Origin of the sequence: Spirillospora sp. CA-108201 (assembly GCF_050936235.1) — a bacterium.
Classification (GTDB): domain Bacteria; phylum Actinomycetota; class Actinomycetes; order Streptosporangiales; family Streptosporangiaceae; genus Spirillospora.
Genome location: NZ_JBNJNE010000001.1, coordinates 9144632 through 9160770 on the forward strand (window position 1 = coordinate 9144632; position 16139 = coordinate 9160770).

Consider the following 16139-nt stretch of genomic DNA (forward strand, 5'->3'; position numbering starts at 1 on the left):
GCCCCCTCGTCGTGGTGGCGCCGGCGTCCTTGGGGGTGGCGTCGGCGTCAACCACGCACCCCTGACGAAGTGTCTGCTTCCTGACGTCGTGTCGCCTTGACGGCGTGACCGCCTCCGGAAAGGCTGTGAGCAACCCCTCACCGCCCGGAGGCATTCTGTGTCTGCCGAGGTCCCCCCCGGACCCGACAACTCGCGCACCTCCGAGGAAGGCGCCGGTTGGGCCTGCGGCAGGCGGGGAAGCTTCCACGAGCTGCTCCCGGACCGCGTCCCCGACTTCTCCTGGCGTCGCCCCTCGGTGCTGTGGCGCTCGCGCAACGACGTGCTGGCGCGCCTGTTCGGCGACCCGGCCAACGCGATCCGCCGCCGCTGCGTCGCGTCCCTGCGCGAGCGCGGCACCCCGGCCGCGTTCACCGTGCACCGCCCCGCGCCGGAGTTCTCCTTCGCCCTGGTCGGCGACACCGGTGAGGGGGACCGGTCGCAGTACGCGGTGGTCCCGCCGCTGCTGCACGCGACCGAGGGCACCGACTTCATGGTCATCGCCAGCGACGTGATCTACCCGACCGGCGACGCGGCGGACTACCCCGGCAAGTTCTTCCGCCCCTACAAGGACTATCCCGCCCCCATCTACGCCGTGCCCGGCAACCACGACTGGTACGACGGGCTGCGGGGCTTCCTGCACGTCTTCTGCGGCCTGGACGAGAACTGCTCGCCGCCGCCGTGGCGCGGCCCGCTCGCGTTCATCCCGCGCCGGCTGTGGCGCCATTCCGGAGCCGTCGACGCGGAGGCGCTCGCCGAGGCCCGCCGCCTCTACCGGGGCGCCCCCGGCCAGCAGGGCGTGCAGCCGGGGCCCTACTGGGCGATCGACACCCCCGCGCTGCGCATCATCGGCATCGACACCGGGATCACCGGCCGGCTCGACCGCGACCAGGGCCGCTGGCTCCGGGAGGTGTCCGGTGGGCCGAAACCCAAGCTGCTGGTGACCGGGAAGCCGCTGTGCGTGGACGACGACCACCGTCCCGGGCCCATCGAGGGCGGCGGGACGGTCGACGAGATCGTCCAGGACCCGGCGCACCACTACGTGGCCGCGGTCGGCGGCGACATCCACAACTACCAGCGCTACCCCGTGAAGACCGGCGACGGCCGGACGATCCAGTACATCGTCTCGGGCGGCGGCGGCGCCTTCATGCACGCGACCCACATCATCCCGCGGACCCGGGTGGTGGAGGAGGACGACTTCCGCTGCTACCCGCTGCGCGGCGACTCCCTGTCGCGCTACAGCAAGCTGTACGGGCGGTGGCTGCGGCTCCCCGGCCTCTTCGAGCTCACCCCCGAGGAGGCCACCGCCGCCGTCCAGCACCGGCTCGGGATCAGGCCGGGGCGCGGCTACGACGGCCCCGCGCCGTCCCGCCGCGCGCGCTTCGTCGCCGCCGCCCTCGGCGTGCCGCGCCACAGCCGCGGCCGCCCCCGGTTCCTGCGGCTCCCCGTGCGCAGGCTGCCGCAGCGGTTCCGTTCGGAACTGGCCGACTGGGACCGCCCGCCGTTCTTCAAGAGCTTCCTGCGCCTCGACGTGACGGAGTCGCACCTGCGCATCCGCTGCTTCGCCGCGACGGGCTGCGGCGACCACGAGACGTCGCCGCCGTGCGAGGACGAGGTGACGATCCCGCTCCGCTAGCCGCCCGGTTTGGAGAATCCGCCAGTCATGGCCGGATCTGGGCGATCTTGCCGCGCGACGTGCCCCGGTGCCGTTACAGTCATGGGCTCACCAGAACGGTGAACGGTAACGGACGGTCGGCCGGAAAACGACCGCGTCCTTCAGGAGAGCTTTTTCCATGAGTTACCCCCAGCAGGGTCAGGGCCAGCAGCAGCAGCAGGCGTACCAGGGCGGCTACTCGCCCGCCCCCGCGCAGCACCAGGCGCCCGCCGCCGTCGGCGTCGGCCACAACATGAAGCGCCGCAACCCGGTCGGAGCCTGGCTCGGGCTTCCGATGATCACCTTCGGCATCTACGGGCTCGTCTGGTTCTTCAAGGTCCACAACGAGCTGCACGAGTACGACCGCCGCATCGACAACGCCGCCACCAACGCGCTGCTGTCCATGCTGTTCGGCGGCATCACCCTCGGCATCTGGCCGCTCGTCATGTGGGTCAAGCTCGGCGGGCGCATCGCCCAGGCGCAGCGCGCGGCCGGCCTCCAGCCGAGCTGCAGCGGCGGCATGGGCTTCCTGCTCGGCATCTTCGGCTTCGGCGTCCTGTACTACCAGCTCCAGCTGAACAAGGTCGCCGACCGCTACGGCGACACCCCCGCCGGCCAGCAGGTGTCTCTCGCTGCTTAGGCTTTTTCTCCTCCTTCGGGCCTGGCGGCCCTCCATCGTCGATAAAGCCGGGCGATCGCTGGCATCGCTTCGGCTCGCCTTGCGGCTCGCTGCGCGATCAGATTCTTGCTTCGCTCGAATCTGCCTTCGGACGCGATCGCATGGGAGGGGTCGTCGCCGCCCGAGCTTCAAACGCTGTGTTGGGCAGCGGGCCGCGGCCCTGGCCTGCTGAATCGGATTGCGCCAAGACCCCTCCGTGGACTTCTCACGGAGGGGTCTTGGCGTATAGGCGCGGCGGCCGGACTGTCGGTGGGCGGGGTCAGAATGGGGGCGTGAGGATCGCGGTTGCGGTTGCGGCCGGGGGCGGGCCTGGGGGAGCTCTGCGGGCGGTGGGCGAGGACGGGGCGCCCGCGGGGGGTGTCGAGGAGGTCTCCGACCTGGTCTCGGCCATCGCCGAGCGCGAGCGCGACTCCGCGCCGCGCTGGGTGTGGCCGTCCACCGCGCGGCTCTATCCCCGGCTGCTGGAGGCCGGGGTGCGGGTGTCGCGCTGCCATGACCTCGAACTCGTCGAGAGCCTGCTGCTCGGCCACGCCGGACGGTACGGGGACCCGCGCTCGGTCCGGGCGGCGTGGGCGCGGCTGCGCGGCGAACCCGTCCCGGCCGACGCGCCGCCTCCCCGGGAGGACGCGGCGCAGCCGTCGCTGTTCGACGACGACGCCGGGCGGGCCGAGTCCGCCGACGACCTCGGCCAGATCGTCGCGGTGCACGCCGAGCAGCAGCGCGCCATCGCCGGGCTGAACGGGTTCGCGCTGCTGACGGCGGCGGAGTCGGCCGGATCGCTGGTGGCCGCCGAGATGGCGCACGACGGGCTGCCCTGGTCGGCCGGCGAGCACGACGCGCTGCTCACCGAGCTGCTCGGGCCGCGGCCCACGGGCGGCCTGCGGCCCCGCCGGCTCCAGGACCTCGCCGACCGCGTCAGCTCCGCGTTCGGGCCGCGCGTGCACGTCAACCCCGACTCGCCGGCGCAGATCATCCGGGCGTTCGCCTCGGCGGGGCTGCCGATCCCCTCCACCCGCGCGCACGTCCTCAGGCGGCTCGACCACCCCGCCGTCCCCCTGCTGCTGGAGTACAAGGAACTGGCCCGGCTGCACGCCGCGCACGGCTGGACGTGGCTCGACACGTGGGTGAGCGGCGGCCGGTTCCGCCCCGAGTACGTCGTCGGCGGCGTGGTGTCCGGGCGGTGGGCGACGAGCGGCGGCGGGGCCCTGCAGATCCCGCGGGTCCTGCGCAGGGCCGTCGTCGCCGACCCCGGCTGGGCCCTGGTCGTCGCCGACGCGGCGCAGCTCGAACCCCGGGTGCTGGCGGCGCTCGCCGGCGACCGCGTCTTCTCCAGGGCCGCCGCGCACGGCGACCTGTACGCCGCGCTGTCCGACGCCTTCCGCGACGACGCCGACGGCAGGCGGACCGCCCGCGACAAGGCGAAGATCGCCCTGCTCTCGGCCATGTACGGGGGAGGGACGGCGGACGCGGTGCAGCTCCTCGCCGTCCTGAAGAGCCGGTTCCCGCAGGCGTTCGAGTACGTGGAGGCCGCCGCGCGGGCGGGGGAGCGCGGGCTGCTCGTGCGGTCCCGCCTCGGGCGCACGTGCCCGCCGCCCTCGGCCGGGTGGCGCGAGCTGACGACGGCGGGCGACGACGACGGCCCCGGGCCCCGGGGCGGAACGGCGGCCCAGGCCCTGCGCGGGCGGGGCCGCTTCACCCGCAACTTCGTCGTCCAGGCCACCGCCGCCGACTGGGCCCTCGCGCTCCTGGCCTCCCTGCGCCGCCGCCTCACCGGGATCGGCCCGCCCCGCCTGGTGTTCTTCCAGCACGACGAGGTCATCGTGCACAGCCCCGCCGACCTGGCCGAGGAGGTCGCCGGGGCGGTGCGCGACGCGGCGCTGGAGGCGCGCGGTCTGCTGTTCGGCGACACCCCGGTCGTCTTCCCGATGGAGATCGCGGTCGTCGGCCGCTACGCCGACGCCAAGTGAGCCGCCAGAGCGCGGATCGTGTTGGCCGCCGTGCGGCTCAGCCCCACCGCCACCACGCAACAACCTGAGGGCCCGCGATCGCGTCCGAAGGCAGGTTCGAGCTTGCGAGAACCTGATCGCGCAGCGAGCCCCTGGGCGAGACGGAGCGATGCCAGCGATCGCCCGCAGTGACCGACGATGGAGGGCGCCCGGCGCCCGAAGGAGGAGAGCACTGCAGTAAACACAGCGCCATGGTCCCCTCCCTCAGGGCTTCGCCGGGCGGGCGGCGAGGAACAGGCCGGCGGCGGCGGTGCCCGCGGCGGCGGCCGTGCAGAGCAGGTACACGGAGGCGTAGTCGCCCAGCGCGGCCCGCTCCGGCAGCAGCGCGGCGAGGACGGCGATGCCGAGCGCCCCTCCGAGCTGCCGCGCCGTGGTGTTGAGCCCGGTGGCGCCGGCGAACCGCAGCGGCCCGGCCGACAGCGCGGCGGCCGCGGCGGTGCCGGTGCTGAGCATCCCCACTCCCGTCCCGAGCAGGAGCCCGACCGGGAGCCAGAACGTGAGGAAGCGCGGCTCGGCGGGCAGGGCCGCGAACGACCAGACCCCGGAGGCGGCCACGATCAGCGCGCCGCCCGTCACGGCGGGGCGCACGCCGGTGCGGGCGGTGAGCCGTCCCGTCACGACCGCCGCCGCGGTGGCCGTGAACGCGCCGGGCGTGGAGGCGAACCCCGCCTTCAGGATCGAGTAGTGCCACTGGCCCGTCAGGAAGAGCACGCCGACGAGCAGCCACGCGTACAGCGACGTCCCGTACAGGAACGAGGCGGCGTTCGCGGCGGCGAACCGGCGGTTGCGCCACAGCGAGATCTCCAGCGCGGGCACCGGGTGCCGCGCCGACCGCCACAGCGCCAGACCGGCCAGGACGGCCCCGCCGGCCAGCAGCGCGGGCGTCCGGACGTCCCCCCAGCCCCAGTCCTGGCTCTGCGTCACGCCGAGCGCGACCCCGCCCACGCCGGCGCCGAGCAGCGCCGTCCCGGCGAGGTCGGGCAGCCGGCCCGCGCCGCCCTCGGCCCGGGGCAGGCGCCGCCCGCCGAGCAGCATCGCCAGCCCGATCGGGAGGTTGATGAGGAACAGGGACCGCCAGCCGGACAGGTCGACCAGCACCCCGCCGAGGCCGGGGCCGATCGCGGCGGCGAACGCGCCCGCCGCGCTCCACAGCCCGATGTTGCGGGCGCGCCGCTCGGGGGGCGTGTCGTGCAGCAGCAGCGCGAGGGACGCGGGGATCAGCGCCGCCGCGGCGGCGCCCTGCACGGCGCGCGTCGCCAGCAGGACGGGCAGGTCCGGCGCGATCGCGCACGCCAGCGACGCCAGCGTGAACAGCCCGGTGCCCCACAGGTACAGCGACCGCCGCCCGACCAGGTCGGCGACCCGCCCGGCGGGGGCGAGCAGCGCCGCGAACAGCACCGCGTACAGGGTGATCACCCAGGTCAGCCCGGACAGGGTGCGGCCGGGGAAGTCGGCGTGCAGGTCGGGGACGGCGAGGTTGGCGACGGTGGCGTCGAGCATGGCCAGGAACGTCGCGCCGGCCGCGAGCCACGGCACGTCCCGCCGCGCGGCGGGCGCCCGCGGCGGCGCCTGGCCGGTCCCGGCCGGCTCGGTCTCGATGGTCATGGGCCGGCCTCTCCAAGAAAGTAAACGAACGGTCGTACACTCTTCTGGTTCGGTGGCCCGCGTCAAGGGGTTCGCCGCATTGACTTTGAACGAACGGTCGTGCACATTGATGGGCGTGAGCACCGACGGACGGCTTCTCAAGGGGGAGCAGACGCGCAGCGCGATCCTCGGCCGCGCCGCCGACATCGCCTCGGCGGAGGGGCTGGAGGGCCTGTCGATCGGCCGGCTCGCCACCGAGCTGCGGATCAGCAAGAGCGGCGTGTTCACCCACTTCGGCTCCAAGGAGGAGCTCCAGCTGGCGACGGTCCGCAAGGCGGCCGAGGTGTTCCGCCTCCACGTGGTCGAGCCCGCGCTCGCCGTCCCCGCGGGGATCGGCCGCGTCCGCGCGCTCCTGGACGCCTGGCAGCGCTACCAGCGCGAGCCCGTCTTCCCCGGCGGGTGCTTCTTCCACTCCACGATGGCCGAGTTCGACGCCCGCCCCGGCCGCGTCCGCGACGCGATCGCCGCGTCGCAGCGCGAGTGGCGCGCCTTCATGGAGCTCTGCCTGCGCGAGGCGCGCGACCTCGGCGAGATCGAGGCCGCGACCGACGTCTCCCAGCTCGCCTTCGAGCTCGACGCCCTCTGCCGCATGGGCGGAGCGCAGGCCCTGCTCCACGACGACCCGTCCCTGTACGAGCGCGCCTCCCACGCCATGGGCACGCGGCTGGCCGCCGTCACCTGCGCCTGAGCCGGAGGCCGCCCTCCGCGCGAAGGACGAGGGCGCGGCGAGGCCTTCGCCCCGCCGCGCCCGTCATCGTGCGCCCGCGCGCTTCGCCGTCAGCTCACCGCCGAGTAGGAGGGGCGGGAGTTCAGGGCCTCGACGTCGGAGAACGAGGTCTGCCGGTACGCGCCGCTGATCGTGCTCAGCTCGTCGGGCGTCAGGACGTCCTCGATCGAGTCGAAGCCGTCCGGCGCCCGCTGGCTGACCGTGTGCAGGACGCGGTCGGCCGGCATTTCCCGGCAGGCCCGGACGATGGCGTTGACCGTCTCGCGGCGCGCCTTGTCGTAGGCGAGCAGCCCGTCGGCGGCGTCGCCGGAGCCGGCCAGCTCGTGCGCCAGGACGCGGGCGTCGAGGATGGCCTGGGAACCGCCGTTGGACCCGATCGGGTACATCGGGTGGGCGGCGTCGCCGAGCAGCGTGACGCGGCCGAACGTCCAGCGGTCGAGGGGGTCCCGGTCGACCATCGGATACTCCAGGATCTCCGCCGCCTGGGACATCAGCGCGGGGAAGTCGAGCCAGTCGTACTTCCAGTCCGCGAAGTAGGGGAGCACCTCCTCCAGACGGCCGGCCTTGTTCCAGTCGGGGTCCCAGTCCAGCCGGTCGCCGGCGAGCCTGACCTCCGCGGCCCAGTTCAGCAGCGCCTTGCCCCGGCGCTCCGTGCGCATGGAGATCGGGTAGACGACGATCTTCGACGTGGCGTTGCTGCCCATGACGACCATGGTCCGCCCGGTCAGGACGGGGTCGGCCTCGGTGATGCCGCGCCACAGCCTGATGCCGTTCCACAGCGGTGCCGTCTCGTCCGGGTACAGCTGCGCGCGGACGGCGGAGTGCAGGCCGTCCGCGCCGACCAGCGCGTCGGCCGTCACCGTCTCGGCGGTGCCCGACGCCCGGTCGAGCAGGCGCGCCCGCACCTGCGTCCCGTCCTGCTCGAATCCCTCGAAGAGGGTGCCGGTGCGGACGGCGTCCTCGCCGAGCCGCGCGCGGACGGCGTCGAGCAGCATCATCTGCAGCTCGCCGCGGTGGATCGAGTACTGCGGCCAGTGGTAGCCGAGCGCGCGCCCGCGCGGCTCCCCCCAGATCCGGCCGCCGTGCCGGTCGAAGTGCACCATCTCGCCCGTCGGGATGCCGGTCTCGGCCAGCTCGTCGGTGAACCCCAGCTCGGTGAGCTCGCGGACGGCGTGCGGCAGCAGGTTGATGCCGACGCCGAGCGGCAGCAGCCGGTTGGCGGAGTCGACGACGAGGGCCTCCACCCCGGCCTCGTGCAGGCTCAGCGCGGTGGTGAGCCCGCCGATGCCCGCCCCCACGATGAGTACGCGCATGAATCACCCTCCGTTGGTCTCGGGCGGCCGGGCCCGGACGGCCCGCCCCCACCGGTCTCGTTCGTGTCGCCGCACGTGGCGGCCGTTCTGGTCAGGGTCACCCGGTGCCCGCGGGCGCCGCGCCGGGCACCTTCGCGCCGCCGCGGACCAGCCGCCCGACCTCGGCCCGGAGCCGGACGAACTCGGGGGTCCCCCGGGTCTCGATCTGGTCGCGTTCCGAGGGCAGGTCGACCGGCAGGTCGGCGTGGACGCGCGCGGGCGAGCGGTTCAGCACGGCCACGCGGTCGCCGACGTAGACGCTCTCGTCGATATCGTGCGTGACCAGCAGGATCGTCATCTTCCGGGTCCGGTGCATCTGCAGGACGAGGTCCTCCAGGTCCTCCCGGGTCTGCGCGTCCACCGACCCGAACGGCTCGTCCATGAGCAGCAGCGACGGGCGGTAGGCCAGCGCCCGTGCGATCGACACGCGCTGCTGCATGCCCCCCGACAGCTGCCACGGGTACTTGCGCCCGGCGTCGGCGAGACCCACGGACTCCAGGGACTCCTGCGCCGCGGCGCGCCGCTCCGAGCGGCCCTTGCCGCGCCGCCGCAGCGGCAGCGCCACGTTGTCGCGGACGGTCAGCCAGGGGAACAGCGACCGGCTGTAGTCCTGGAACACCACGGCGAGGTCGCCCGGCACGCCGTCGATCGGCGTGCCGTCCAGGGTGAGGGTCCCGGCGGTCGGGCGGATCAGCCCGGCGATGCAGCGCAGCAGGGTGGACTTGCCGCAGCCGGACGGGCCGACGATGCTGAGCAGCTGGCCGTCCGGGACGGTGAGGTCGAGCTCGTCGATGGCCCGGTGGCCGTCGCCGTAGGAATGGCTGAGGCCGGTTATCTGGAGCACCACGGCCCCCCTTGCTGTGTGTATGTCGTCAAGGTCGGCATAGGGGTCATCGTCAGCTCGCGAGCCTTTTCGCGCCAGTGTGCCAGGACAGCAGGCGTCGCTCCAGGAGCATGAACACCGCGTTGAACAGCAGACCGAGCAGGCCCAGCATGACGATCCCGGCCCACATCCGGGGCAGTTCGAACGAGCGCTGGGCGCCGATGAGCTCGGAGCCGATGCCCGCGGTGCTGCCGAACAGCTCGGAGATGACCATCAGGATCAGCGCGAACGACAACGCCACCCGCAGCCCCGCGAAGATCTTGGGGGAGGCCGCCGGGAGCGTGACGGTCAGGAGCCTGCGGAGTCGGCCGACGCCGAACACCCGGGCCGTCTCCAGTTGCAGGGGCTCCACGGTGCGGACGCCGTCGCAGGTGTTGAGCAGCACCGGCCACACCACGCCGAACGCGATCGTGACGACCTGCATGGTCGTGCCGAGCTGGAACACGATGATGAAGAACGGCACCAGGGTGGGCGGAGGGATCGCGCGCAGGAACTCCAGCACCGGGGTCAGCAGGTCGTACAGGACCCGCGACCGGCCGATCGCCGCGCCCGCCAGGACGCCGGCGGCGCCCGCTGCCGCCCACCCGATGAACAGGTGGGTGAGGCTGGTGGAGAAGTCGTCCACCGCCTTGTCCGTGAGGAACACGTGGGAGGCGGGTCCGGAGAACCACAGTTCGTGCAGCGCGTCGACGATCGCCGTGGGCGGGGGGAAGTAGGTCTCGTCCACCGCGCGGGTGACCAGTTCCCACAGCACGACGGCGGCGGCGACGAGCCAGACCCGCTCGGCGACCCCGCGCAGCGCTCCGAGCGCCCTCATGCGATCCCCTCCACGCGGGCGGTGTTCCAGCGGAACGCGATCCGCTCCAGCCCGAAGAGGGCGGTGTTGGCCAGCAGCCCCAGCACTCCGGCCCAGCAGGCGCCGGCCAGCAGCAGGTCGGTCCGGCCGCCTCCGGACTGGGTGTCGCCGAGGTAGATCCCCACCCCGTCGATCCCGCCCGCCAGGAGCTCGGTGCTGATCACCACGACGAGGGCGACGGAGGCGGCGATCCGGATGCCGGTGGCGATGAACGGCGAGGCGCTCGGCAGGGAGACGCGCCACAGCACCGACAGCGTTCCGAAGCCGAAGCTGCGCAGGCTCTCCTTGGCGACCGGGTCGACGTCGCGGAGCGCGTACAGGGTGTTGATGAGGATCGGCCACAGGCAGGCGTAGAAGATCAAGGACATCTTCATCTGCGTGGGGTCGGCGAACAGGATGATGGCGAGCGGGATCAGCGCGACCGAGGGAATGGGGCGCAGCATTTCGACCAGCGCGCGGGAGGCGGTGCCGAGCACCGGAACCGAGCCGAGCAGCACGCCCAGCGGCACCGCCACGAGCACCGCCAGCGCGAGCCCGCCGAGCCATGCCGTGAGCGTGGCCCCGACGTCGGTGAGGAACTCCCCGTCGACGGCCAGTTTCCCGGCCTCTCGCAAAACGGTCGACGCCGGGGGCAGGGCGGTCGCGTCGACGAGGCCGGTACGGCTCACGACCTCGACGACGGCGACCAGCCCCGCGACCCCGGCGGCGCCGAGAAGGATACGGCGGTGCTTCATTAAGCGGACGTCGCCATGTACGACTTGACGTCGAGAGGCTTGTCCAGGTAGCCGAACTGCTGCATCAGGTCGGCCACACGCTGGAGGCGGGTGGCGTTCAGCGTGGTCGGCCACGTGCCGAAGCTCATGGTGGAGGCGACCTTGGCGTCGATCCCCTTGGCGTAGGTCGGCAGGACGTCCTGGACGAGCTTGCGGTCGGCGGCCATGCCCTGCGCCTTCAGCAGCGCGCGCTGGAAGGCGGCGACCGTCTTGGGGTTCTCCTTGGCGAACTTCTCGGTGGTGGCGAAGCCCGCGACCGGGAAGTCCGCGGTCGGCCCGCTGGACAGGTCGGCGACCATGCGGGCGCCCATCGACTGCTGCATCTGGGTGCCGAAGGGCTCGATCGCCTGGACGGCCTCGACGCTCTTGGACTTGAGGGCCTGCTCCATGGCGGGCGGGGGGACCTCGACGAAGTTCTTGTCCTCGTCGAATTCGACGCTCTGGGGCTTGCCGGCCGCGCGCACCAGCAGCGTGGCGACGTTGCGCTTGGTGTTCACGGCGATCTTCTTGCCGGCCAGGTCCTTGATCGTGTGGTACGGGGAGTCCTTGCGCACCATCAGCGTGTGCGTCTTCGGGGCGCTCTGCATGCCCTCGACGACGATCTTGGGCTTGAAGCCCGGGTCCTTGGACCCCGCGGTGAGCAGCGAGACGTAGTTGCTGATGCTGAAGTCCAGCCGTCCGCTCTTCAGCAGCGGGATGCCCGCGGCCCCACCCGGGATGACCTGGGTCTTGACAGTCAGGCCCTCGGCCTTGAACAGTCCCTTGGAGATGGCGAGCTGGACGGGCGCGGTGTCGGCGACGGTCATGTTGCCGAGAGTGATCTCGGACTTCTCCAGACCGTTGGCCGACTTCTTCTCTGAGGAGCCGCAGGCCGCGGCGGAGAGTGCCAGAGCGATCGCTAGCGCGCCGGTGACGGCTGTACGGCTGTGGGAAGCAGGCATGGCAAGGCTCCATTTTGCGGGGGAAGCACGTTGAACCTGATCTTTCAAACGAGGCGGGAGCGTAGCGCACTGTGGGCGTGGCTTGGGTGAGATGGGAGGATTATGTGCAATTATGTGAACATGAGTTAACAGTCTGTGACATTGGCATCTCTCGCATCACAAGTCCAGACTTGTGTGATCATTCGGGTTGGCCATGATGGTGGCTCTGTGTTGCAATATCTCGCGCTCGCCCCCAGTGGCGTGGGTGAGCGATGCGACCCGAATCCCGTTCAGGCCACTGTGACGCCGCGAGCGATCGACCCCATTGAGAGGTAGCGGAGGGCAGTGCGGAAAGCAGAAGGGGCCGAGATGGTCCCGCAATCCCCCCAGCCAGGCCCGTCTGCCAGGGACGACGCCCCGAAGCGAGGCTCCCAGGGCGGGCGGTACAAGCTGCGCAACTGGCGAGTGCGCACGCGCCTGTTCGCCCTCATTGCGGTGCCCACGATCGTGGCCGCGCTCTTTGCGGGTTACCGGGTTTCGGTGTCGTTGGACAACGCCGAAGGCTATAGCCGGACCGGCCAGCTGGCTACGCTCGGTAATCAGCTGACCGCGCTCGCGCACGACGTGGAAGCCGAGCGCGACGTGACGGCGGAACGGGCGGCGGGAGGCGGCCGCGCCGCCGGCGCCGAGGCCCTCGCCGCGCGGCAGGAGGCGGTGGACGCCGACGCCCGCAAGGTGCGCGCCGCCGCCGCGGACGTCGAGACGTACTCCTCCAGCCTGCGGCTGGCCGTCGGCAACGTCCTCAACCGGGTGGACGACCTGCCCGCGCTGCGCACGGCGTCCGCGCGCCTCGGGCCCGGGGTGATCATCGACAAGTACACCGAGTTCGTCGACGACTTCACCTCCTTCCACGTCCTGATCTCCCAGGACGCCCCGACGGCCGAACTCGCGCAGAGCGCCCTGGCGCTGGCCGACCTGGCGAACGCCAAGGACGCCGCGTCCCGCGAGCGGGCCCTGCTCTCCTCCGCGCTCTGGGACGGGCGGTTCGAGCCGCTCGACCGCGCCTCGGTCGACGACGCCCGCGCGGAGATGGACACCAGCATCAACGCCTTCCGGAGCTCGGCGACGCCGGCCCAGCTGCGGCTGTTCGAGGACACCGTCACCGGCCCCGAGCTGGACCGCGCGGAGGTCACCCGCCTCCAGACGCTGGCCGTCGCCGACTCCTCCCGGCAACTGCAGGTCAGGCTCGGCGTCCGCACGGCCCGGTCCTGGACGTCCGACTCGACCGCGCGGGTCGACAAGCTGCGGACGGTCGAGAAGAGCATCGCCGCCGACCTCGCCGCCAAGGCGGACGACGCCCGGTCCGGCGCGCAGACGGCGGCGATCCGGGACGGCGTGCTGCTGTTCCTCGTCCTCGCGGTCGTCCTGGCGACCCTGATCGTGATGGCCCGCTCGCTGGTGCGGCCGCTGCGCCGGCTGCAGTCCGGCGCGCTCGACGTGGCCAACGCGCGGCTGCCCGGCCTGGTCGACCGGCTGCGCGACCCCGAGGCCGCCGCGGGCGGCATCGAGGTCAAGCCGATCGAGATCGACTCCACCGACGAGATCGGCCAGGTCGCGCGGGCGTTCGACGAGGTCCACCGCGAGGCGGTCCGGCTGGCCGCCGACGAGGCCGTGCTGCGCGGCAACATCAACGCGATGTTCGTCAACCTCTCCCGCCGCAGCCAGTCCCTGATCGAGCGCCAGCTGCGGCTGATCGAGGAGCTGGAGCAGAGCGAGCGCGACGAGGAGCAGCTCGGCAACCTGTTCCGGCTGGACCACCTCGCCACCCGCATGCGTCGCAACTGCGAGAACCTCCTCGTCCTCGGCGGCCAGGAGCAGGTGCGCCGGTGGAACCAGCCCGTCCCGCTGATCGACGTCGTCCGGGCGTCGCTGTCCGAGGTCGAGCAGTACGAGCGCGTGGCGCTGCGGGTTCAGGGCGACATGACGGTCGCCGGCCCGGTCGTCAACGACCTCGTGCACCTGCTCGCCGAGCTCGTGGAGAACGCCACCGTGTTCTCCTCCGAGAACACCAAGGTGACGGTGTCGGGGCAGATGCTGAGCGGCGGCGGCTGCATGCTGCAGATCACCGACAACGGCGTCGGCATGTCGCCCGAGGAGCTGGAGCAGGCCAACTGGCGGCTGGCGAACCCGCCCGTCATCGACTTCTCCGCGGCCCGCCGCATGGGCCTGTTCGTGGTCGGCCGCCTGGCCGTCCGGCACGGGATCCGCGTCGAGCTGCGGGCCGCCCAGGGCGGCGGCCTCACCGCGTTCGTGGTGCTGCCGGACGCGGTGGTCACGCCCGGCGAGTCCGGCGGCATCGCCACCCGCGCCGGACTCGCCCCGCGCGAGGCCGGCTCCCACAACCAGCTCGCCGCGCTCACCACCACCGCCGCCGAGCCGCCCGCGGGCGGGTTCCGGCAGGACGACTACGGTCCCGCCGCCACCATGGGCGGCGGCACCGGAGCGCACCCCCTGACGGGGGGCACGGGCGCGCACCCGATGGTCGGCGGCACCGGGCCGCTGCGGCCCGTCCGCGGCGCCACCGGCCCGCAGCCGAGCATCGCCGAGACCGGGCCGATCCCGGCCCCGAGCCCGCACGACCCCTACGGCACGGGCGCGCAGCCCGCGGTCCCGCCCGCCGAGCGGCGCCCCGCGCGGGACCGGCGCCCTCCCGCGCACGACCCCTATGGCACCGGTGAGCAGCAGCCGCCGCGCAGACCGGGGGAGCTGCCGGTCCGGGAGCCGGGCACGCACCTGCAGGGCCGCCCGTCCGACGGCGGCTCCTCCAACGGCCTCTTCCAGCCGCGCAACGAGCGCCCGGACGAGGAGGACGCCGGCACCAACGGCGCCTACCGGCCGGGCGGGCGGACCGGGGCGCAGCCGGTCGTCCCGGAGGCGCAGCCGCTGGTGCCCGATTCCGGCGGCGGACGGCACATCCCGTGGGAGACCGGGCCGCTGGAGCAGGTCGGGGTGAACCCCGGCCAGGCGTCCGCGCCCTACGCCGAGGACGTCCCGCCCGTGCCCGCTCCCCGGCCGCCGGATGCCCGCGTCCACGAGCCACCACCCGTTCCCGAGCCGGCCGTGCGGGCCGCGGCGGCCGCACCGCCGGAGTCGAAGGCCCCGCCGCGGCTGCCCGAGCGCTCGCCCATCTTCGACGCGATGCAGTCGGAGTGGTTCATGCACAGGTCGGGCGGCGCGTCCGGCGAGACCCCGTCGAAGGGCTGGGAGTCCCCGGCGGACGCGGGCTTCCGCGCCGCCGAGGCCGCCCGCGAGCCGGTGGCGACGAGCCGCACCACCGTCGGACTGCCCAAGCGGGTGCCCGGCAAGAACCGCATCCCCGGGGCGGTCGGCCGCGGGGCGCAGGAGGCGCCCCAGACACCGGCGGGCCCGCTGCAGGGCCGCCCGGCGCCCGGCCACGGCCCGCAGGCGCCGACGCAGGGCATGCCGATCATCGGCGGGCAGCCGCAGGGACAGCAGGAGCAGGGCCACGGCCAGTCGGCCGACGAAGTACGCAACCGCTTCGCGAGCCTGCAACGCGGCGTCCACAGGGGACGCCATGAGGCTCGTGGTGCAGGCACGTCAGGTGAGGTGCCGTCACAGGGTGACGGCGAGACAGGAGGCACCCGGTGAGCGGGCAGGATCTCAACTGGTTGGTGACGAACTTCGCGGACCGTGTCGCGAAGGTCGCGCACGCCGTCGTGGTCTCCTCGGACGGACTGCCGATGGCCTACTCGGCGGGCTTCCCGCCCGAGCGGGCGGACCAGCTCTCGGCGATCGCCTCGGGGCTGATGAGCCTGACCCAGGGCGCGGCGAAGATCTTCGACGCCGGCGGGGTGAACCAGACCGTCGTGGAGATGGACCGCGGACTGCTGTTCGTCATGTCCATCACGAACGGTTCGGTGTTCGCGGTGCTGGCGGCTCCGGACTGCGACCTCGGGCTGGTGGCGTACGAGATGACGCTCTTGGTGGAGCGGGTGGGACGGGTGCTGACGCCCGCCCTGCGCGCCCAGGAGCAGCCCCCGTACTCGGGGCCTTCCGTGACCGAGATGGGCGCCGGGCCCGCCCGTTACTGACCGTGACTGACTCTGACGGAGGTCGGCGACATGGATCGAGGCAGTCCCTTCGGGGGCGGTCCCGGAGGCGGCGGCCGCTGGCCGGGTGACCAGGGGCGCGTCCCCGTACAGGGTCGTCCTCCCGAGCGGGATGAGAACGACGGCAGCTCGCTGGTGCGCCCGTACGCGGTCACCGGCGGGCGCACCCGGCCGCGGTACGACCTGGCCATCGAGGCGCTGGTCACCGCGGCGCCCTACCCGCCGCGGGACGTGGCCGTGCTGACCCCGGAGTACCGGGCGATCATGGACCTGTGCCGGTCGGCCCGCTCGGTCGCCGAGGTGTCCGCGCTGCTGCGCCTGCCGCTCGGGGTCGCGCGGGTCCTCGTGGCCGACATGGCCGTCGAGGGCCTGCTGCGCCTGCACCAGTCGCAGTCCCCCACCACCGCCGGCGGACAGCCGGACATCCGCTTGCTAGAAAGGGTGCTCAGTGGCCTTCGGAAGCTCTGACCACGTGCCGG

Annotated in this window: 13 protein-coding genes; 7 read left to right on the top strand and 6 right to left on the bottom strand. The window is 73.1% G+C overall.

Going from position 1 to position 16139, the window contains the following annotated elements; all coding sequences use genetic code 11:
- The first annotated feature begins 157 nt into the window (after positions 1 to 157).
- The 3 genes from ACQEU6_RS43750 to ACQEU6_RS43760 all read left to right on the top strand — a co-directional run bounded on the left by ACQEU6_RS43750 (position 158) and on the right by ACQEU6_RS43760 (position 4336).
- The gene (locus ACQEU6_RS43750; protein ID WP_499339693.1) at positions 158 to 1672 is read left to right on the top strand and encodes a metallophosphoesterase family protein; all 1515 of its coding nucleotides are present in this window, start codon (positions 158 to 160) and stop codon (positions 1670 to 1672) included.
- Between the two features lie 157 nt (positions 1673 to 1829).
- On the top strand, positions 1830 to 2330 hold the full coding sequence (locus ACQEU6_RS43755; RefSeq protein ID WP_499339694.1) for a DUF4234 domain-containing protein: 501 nt from the start codon (positions 1830 to 1832) through the stop codon (positions 2328 to 2330).
- A gap of 317 nt (positions 2331 to 2647) precedes the next feature.
- Positions 2648 to 4336, top strand: coding sequence for a bifunctional 3'-5' exonuclease/DNA polymerase (locus ACQEU6_RS43760; RefSeq protein ID WP_499340552.1), 1689 nt, complete (start codon positions 2648 to 2650; stop codon positions 4334 to 4336).
- Positions 4337 to 4579: 243 nt separating this feature from the next.
- On the opposite strand, the gene ACQEU6_RS43765 is transcribed toward ACQEU6_RS43760, so the two are convergent.
- Positions 4580 to 5980 carry an MFS transporter gene (locus ACQEU6_RS43765; RefSeq protein WP_499339695.1) on the bottom strand — a complete coding sequence of 467 codons (1401 nt, stop codon included), beginning with the start codon at positions 5978 to 5980 and terminating at the stop codon, positions 4580 to 4582.
- A 109-nt stretch (positions 5981 to 6089) separates the two neighbouring features.
- Here ACQEU6_RS43765 and ACQEU6_RS43770 point away from each other — a divergent pair, with 109 nt between their 5' ends.
- The gene (locus ACQEU6_RS43770; RefSeq protein ID WP_499339696.1) at positions 6090 to 6707 is read left to right on the top strand and encodes a TetR/AcrR family transcriptional regulator; all 618 of its coding nucleotides are present in this window, start codon (positions 6090 to 6092) and stop codon (positions 6705 to 6707) included.
- A gap of 89 nt (positions 6708 to 6796) precedes the next feature.
- Here the strand turns inward: ACQEU6_RS43770 and ACQEU6_RS43775 are convergent, their stop codons facing one another.
- The 5 genes from ACQEU6_RS43775 to ACQEU6_RS43795 form a co-directional block, all read right to left on the bottom strand.
- Positions 6797 to 8059, bottom strand: a complete 1263-nt coding sequence (locus ACQEU6_RS43775; RefSeq protein WP_499339697.1) for a flavin-dependent oxidoreductase — start codon at positions 8057 to 8059, stop codon at positions 6797 to 6799.
- Positions 8060 to 8156: 97 nt separating this feature from the next.
- Positions 8157 to 8942, bottom strand: coding sequence for an ABC transporter ATP-binding protein (locus tag ACQEU6_RS43780; RefSeq protein ID WP_499340554.1), 786 nt, complete (start codon positions 8940 to 8942; stop codon positions 8157 to 8159).
- 52 nt (positions 8943 to 8994) lie between these two features.
- The gene (locus tag ACQEU6_RS43785; RefSeq protein ID WP_499339698.1) at positions 8995 to 9798 is read right to left on the bottom strand and encodes an ABC transporter permease; all 804 of its coding nucleotides are present in this window, start codon (positions 9796 to 9798) and stop codon (positions 8995 to 8997) included.
- A complete protein-coding gene (locus ACQEU6_RS43790; RefSeq protein WP_499339699.1) occupies positions 9795 to 10571 on the bottom strand; it encodes an ABC transporter permease in 777 nt (258 codons plus the stop codon). The genes ACQEU6_RS43785 and ACQEU6_RS43790 overlap by 4 nt, the downstream gene beginning before the upstream one ends.
- Positions 10571 to 11551: an ABC transporter substrate-binding protein gene (locus ACQEU6_RS43795; protein ID WP_499339700.1), complete on the bottom strand. Its 981-nt coding sequence runs from the start codon at positions 11549 to 11551 to the stop codon at positions 10571 to 10573. Before ACQEU6_RS43795 ends, ACQEU6_RS43790 begins: the two co-directional genes overlap by 1 nt.
- Positions 11552 to 12070: 519 nt before the next feature.
- Here ACQEU6_RS43795 and ACQEU6_RS43800 point away from each other — a divergent pair.
- The 3 genes from ACQEU6_RS43800 to ACQEU6_RS43810 are packed head-to-tail and all read left to right on the top strand — an operon-like array spanning position 12071 to position 16128.
- Positions 12071 to 15199 (top strand): nitrate- and nitrite sensing domain-containing protein, encoded by a 3129-nt coding sequence (locus ACQEU6_RS43800; RefSeq protein WP_499339701.1) that lies wholly within the window; start codon positions 12071 to 12073, stop codon positions 15197 to 15199.
- Positions 15196 to 15642, top strand: coding sequence for a roadblock/LC7 domain-containing protein (locus ACQEU6_RS43805; RefSeq protein ID WP_179836164.1), 447 nt, complete (start codon positions 15196 to 15198; stop codon positions 15640 to 15642). The genes ACQEU6_RS43800 and ACQEU6_RS43805 overlap by 4 nt, the downstream gene beginning before the upstream one ends.
- 30 nt (positions 15643 to 15672) lie before the next feature.
- Entirely contained in the window at positions 15673 to 16128 is a 456-nt protein-coding gene (locus ACQEU6_RS43810) for a DUF742 domain-containing protein (protein WP_499339702.1), read from the top strand.
- Positions 16129 to 16139: the final 11 nt, after the last annotated feature.